Here is a 3,941-nt window from a genome sequence, read left to right as displayed (position 1 = left end):
GGGTGGAGAGGGAGCCGGCGAGGGTGTCCCAGGACTGCTGGTCGAAGCGGATCTTGGCGTAGGTGAGGTCCGCGTCGTTGAGGAGGAAGAGGGCGGGGCGCGGGGCGACGTCGGTGAGCTCGTCGCTGCCGTCGTCGCCGACGCTCGGCCGCATCGCGCCGGTGCGCCGCAGCTGTCCCGGACTGTCCGGGACAGGGCCGTAGAAGCCGATGGTGAAGGTGTGCGGCCGGCTGCCCTCCCGGCGTACGGACAGCGTCCAGCTGCCGTCGTCCTGGTGGGTGCGGACGACCGGGCTCAGGGTGTCCACGCCGGTCGTACGCAGCCAGGCGTCGGCCCAGCCCGGCACGTCCCGGCCCGAGGCGGCGGCGAGGGAGTCGATGAAGTCGGCGAGGGTGGCGTTGCCGAACTTGTGCTTGGTGAAGTGGTCGTTGATCCCGGCGAAGAAGGCGTCCTCGCCGAGCCAGGCGACGAGCTGGCGGAGCGCGGAGGCGCCCTTCGCGTATGAGATGCCGTCGAAGTTCAGCAGCGCGGAGGCGGTGTCCGGGACGGCGTCGGGTGCGACGGGGTGGGTGGAGGGGCGCTGGTCGGCGTCGTAACCCCAGCCCTTGCGGGCGATGGCGAAGTCGGTCCAGACGCCGTCGAAGCGGGTGCACTCGGTGACGATCTGGCAGCCGAGGTATTCGGCGAAGGACTCGTTCAGCCAGATGTCGTCCCACCAGCGGAGGGTGACGAGGTCGCCGAACCACATGTGCGCCATCTCGTGCGCCAGTGTGACCGCCCGGGTCTGCCGCTCGGTGTCGGTGACGGCGGAGCGGAAGATGTACTCGTCGCGGAAGGTGACGAGGCCGGGGTTCTCCATGGCGCCCGCGTTGAACTCGGGCACGAAGGCCTGGTCGTACGAGTCGAAGGGGTACGGCTCGGTGAACTTCTCGTGGTAGCGGTCGAAGCACCGCTTGGTGATGTCGAGGAGTTCGTCCGCGTCGGCGTCGAGGTGCTGCGCGAGGGAGCGGCGGCAGTGCAGGCCGAACGGGATGCCCGCGTGCTCGTCGGCGATCGAGTGCCAGGGGCCGGCGGCGACGGCGACGAGGTAGGTGGAGATGGGCGGGGTGGTGGCGATGGTCCAGCGGCGCCTGTTGTCGAGGGTGCCGTGGTCGGTGGCGACGCCGTTGCCGAGGACGGTCCAGCCGGCGGGGGCGATGACGGAGACCGCGAACTCGGCCTTCAGGTCCGGCTGGTCGAAGGCGGCGAAGACGCGCTGCACGTCATCGAGGAAGAGCTGGGTGTAGAGATACGTCTCGCCGTCCGCCGGGTCCGTGAAGCGGTGCATCCCCTCCCCGGTCCTGGAATACGCCATATCGGCCTCGACCCGCAGCTCGTGCGCGCCGGCGGCGAGGGTGAGCGGCAGCCGGTTGCCGTCGAGGGAGGCCGGGTCCAGCTCCGCACCGTCGAGGACGACCCGGCGCAGGGCGGCGGGCTTCAGCTCCAGGAACGTCTCGGCGGCCTCGCGGGCGGCGAACCGGATGACGACGGTGGACCCGAAGACCTCCTCACCGCGAGTGAGGTCGAGCTCGACGTCGTACCGTCCGACCTCGAGAATCCGTGCTCTGAGCTGCGCCTCTGCGCGGGTGAGTGCGGGCATGGAGGCCATGGTGCCTCATGGGTACGGCGGGGCGCAGAACATCCCGTGCGGTGCCGCTCAGCGGCCCGCCGCGCCGTTTCCCGGGGTCGGGTCGGTGCCGTCGGCGATCTGCTCGTGGTGGCGGATCACCTCGGCGATGATGAAGTTCAGCAGCTTCTCGGCGAAGGCCGGGTCGAGCTTGGCGTTCACCGCCAGCTCGCGGAGCCGGGTGATCTGGCGGGCCTCGCGGTTGGGGTCCGCCGGCGGCAGATGGTGTTCGGCCTTGAGGCGGCCGACCTGCTGGGTGCACTTGAAGCGCTCGGCCAGCATGTGGACGACGGCGGCGTCGATGTTGTCGATGCTGTCGCGGAGGCGGCCGAGCTCGGCGCGGACGGCGTCCGGCGACTTGGAGTAGGAGGCGTCGTCGCGGGTGGCGGCGGGTTCGGTCATGCCGGTCACCGTAACAAAGCGGTGGGCGCTGTCAGTGGGGTCGGATAGCGTTCCCGGCATGATCGCAAGTGGGGTTGGCACGGACCGGCGGGCGCTTGCCGCCGCCGGGGTCACGGTCGTGCTGTGGGCGTCGGCATTCGTCTCGATCCGTTCCGCCGCCGAGCATTACGGGCCGGGCGCGCTGGCGCTCGGCCGGCTGGCGTCCGGCGCGCTGGCGCTGGCGCTGATCCTGGTGCTGCGGCGCGAGGGGCTGCCGCCGCGGGCGGCGTGGCCGGGGATCGCGGTGTCCGGTGCGCTGTGGTTCGGGGTGTACATGGTCGCGCTGAACTGGGGCGAGCAGAAGGTCGACGCCGGCACGGCGGCGCTGGTGGTCAATGTCGGCCCGATCCTGATCGCGCTGCTGAGCGGCTGGATTCTCAAGGAGGGCTTCCCGCCCGGGCTGATGGCCGGGATGGCGGTCTCCTTCGCGGGCGCGGTGGTCGTGGGCATCTCGATGTCCGACGGCGGCTCGTCCTCGCTGTTCGGCGTGGTGCTCTGCCTGATCGCCGCCGCCACGTACGCCGCGGGCGTGGTGAGCCAGAAGCCCGCGCTGCGCCACGCGTCACCGCTGCAGGCGACGGCCTTCGGCTGCATAACAGGCGCGGTCCTCTGCCTGCCCTTCACGGGCCAGCTGATCAACGACGCGGCCGACGCCCCACTCTCCGCCACCCTCAACATGATCTACCTGGGCATCTTCCCGACCGCCCTGGCCTTCACCACCTGGGCCTACGCCTTGGCCCGCACGACCGCGGGCCGGATGGGCGCCACGACGTACGCCGTCCCGGCCCTGGTGGTCCTGATGTCCTGGCTGGCCCTCGGCGAGGTCCCCGGCTGGCTCACGCTGCTCGGCGGCGCCCTGTGCCTGGCGGGCGTGGCGGTCTCACGCCGCAAGCGCTCGGCCAAGCCGGGCGGGACAGCCGCGGAGCCCACTGCGGCACGAGCCACGACCGATCCGGAGGGCGCACCCGAGCCACGTTGACCCCGGCCTCGCCCTGAGATCACGCTCCGGGAGCTGCCACCGGAAGTCCCCGCGCATCGGCGGCCGCGGCCAGCCGCTTGTCGTACGTGACGAACGCGGTCAGCGCCTGCTCCAGATGTTCCGCGCTGGCCAGGTGGATCGCATCCAGCGTCCGCAAACGGCGTATGGGGAACATGCCCGCGGCTCGCAGAATCGGGTCCGTCACCCGGATCCGCAGCACCCGATCAAGCAAGTCCTCCGCCGCGTCCGCCACTTCCGGATCTGCGTCGGCCCGGATCAGCGTCCGGGCGACCTCGGTCTGGGCGAGGGCGGACGTGGCGTGCCCCTCGGCGGCGCGGGCACTGAGGAAGGTGCGCAGCGCGGTCGTTTCCGCCTCCGGAACGAGGAGCTTGACCAAGGCGCACGAGTCGAGGTAGATCAACGGTCTTCTTCCTCGCGCAACTCGAGCAGCACGTCCGACAGCCGTCGGGCAGTCCGCCGCTCACCGCGGGCCGGCTGCGGCTCCCAGTCGGCAAGCCCGCGGGAATCCCTGGCGTTATCCGGATCCACGCTGCCCGTGCGCACCAGGTCCTCCATGACCCGCTGCTCGGGGTCCGGCGGCGCCAGCACGGCGATGAGCCTGCCGTTGCGCGTGATCTCCACCCGCTCCCCGGCCGCGACGCGATCAATCAGTTCACTCGCATGCTGCTGTAGCTGGCGGATCGGGACTCTCTGGGTCATGTCGCCAGCCTAAGCCGCTGGCGTGCGGCGATTCCACCATCGTGCGGCGCTATCGCCTGAACGAAGTACGCGGACGTTTCCCGCCCTGAACTGCCGCTCGCGGACCACGGCCCGTCCCCCCGCGGTACTACCCCG

The 3,941-nt window shown here is 71.2% G+C and carries 5 protein-coding genes; 1 reads left to right on the top strand and 4 read right to left on the bottom strand.

What is annotated here, in order from left to right:
- Positions 1-1,639 (bottom strand): aminopeptidase N (pepN, locus tag G5C51_RS40435; RefSeq protein WP_165245695.1); only part of this gene is annotated, 1,639 nt, incomplete at its 3' end.
- A gap of 57 nt (positions 1,640-1,696) precedes the next feature.
- The gene (locus G5C51_RS40430) at positions 1,697-2,068 is read right to left on the bottom strand and encodes a chorismate mutase (protein ID WP_165245693.1); all 372 of its coding nucleotides are present in this window, start codon (positions 2,066-2,068) and stop codon (positions 1,697-1,699) included.
- Between the two features lie 58 nt (positions 2,069-2,126).
- On the opposite strand from G5C51_RS40430, the gene G5C51_RS40425 reads away from it, so the two are divergent.
- Positions 2,127-3,086 (top strand): DMT family transporter, encoded by a 960-nt coding sequence (locus G5C51_RS40425; RefSeq protein ID WP_165245691.1) that lies wholly within the window; start codon positions 2,127-2,129, stop codon positions 3,084-3,086.
- Between the two features lie 19 nt (positions 3,087-3,105).
- Here the strand turns inward: G5C51_RS40425 and G5C51_RS40420 are convergent, their stop codons facing one another.
- On the bottom strand, positions 3,106-3,507 hold the full coding sequence (locus G5C51_RS40420; protein ID WP_165245689.1) for a type II toxin-antitoxin system VapC family toxin: 402 nt from the start codon (positions 3,505-3,507) through the stop codon (positions 3,106-3,108).
- Positions 3,504-3,806, bottom strand: a complete 303-nt coding sequence (locus G5C51_RS40415; RefSeq protein WP_165245687.1) for a type II toxin-antitoxin system Phd/YefM family antitoxin — start codon at positions 3,804-3,806, stop codon at positions 3,504-3,506. Before G5C51_RS40415 ends, G5C51_RS40420 begins: the two co-directional genes overlap by 4 nt.
- Positions 3,807-3,941 lie beyond the last annotated feature (135 nt).

The organism is Streptomyces coryli (assembly GCF_011044975.1).
Lineage (GTDB): Bacteria > Actinomycetota > Actinomycetes > Streptomycetales > Streptomycetaceae > Streptomyces > Streptomyces coryli.
This window is presented reverse-complemented; position numbering and strand designations above follow the sequence as displayed.

Bases quoted from the DNA above. Each gene is read 5' to 3' on its own strand.
- G5C51_RS40425 (WP_165245691.1), top strand. From the start codon at position 2,127: ATGATCGCAAGTGGGGTTGGCACGGACCGGCGGGCGCTTGCCGCCGCC.
- G5C51_RS40430 (WP_165245693.1), bottom strand. From the start codon at position 2,068: ATGACCGAACCCGCCGCCACCCGCGACGACGCCTCCTACTCCAAGTCG.
- G5C51_RS40415 (WP_165245687.1), bottom strand. From the start codon at position 3,806: ATGACCCAGAGAGTCCCGATCCGCCAGCTACAGCAGCATGCGAGTGAA.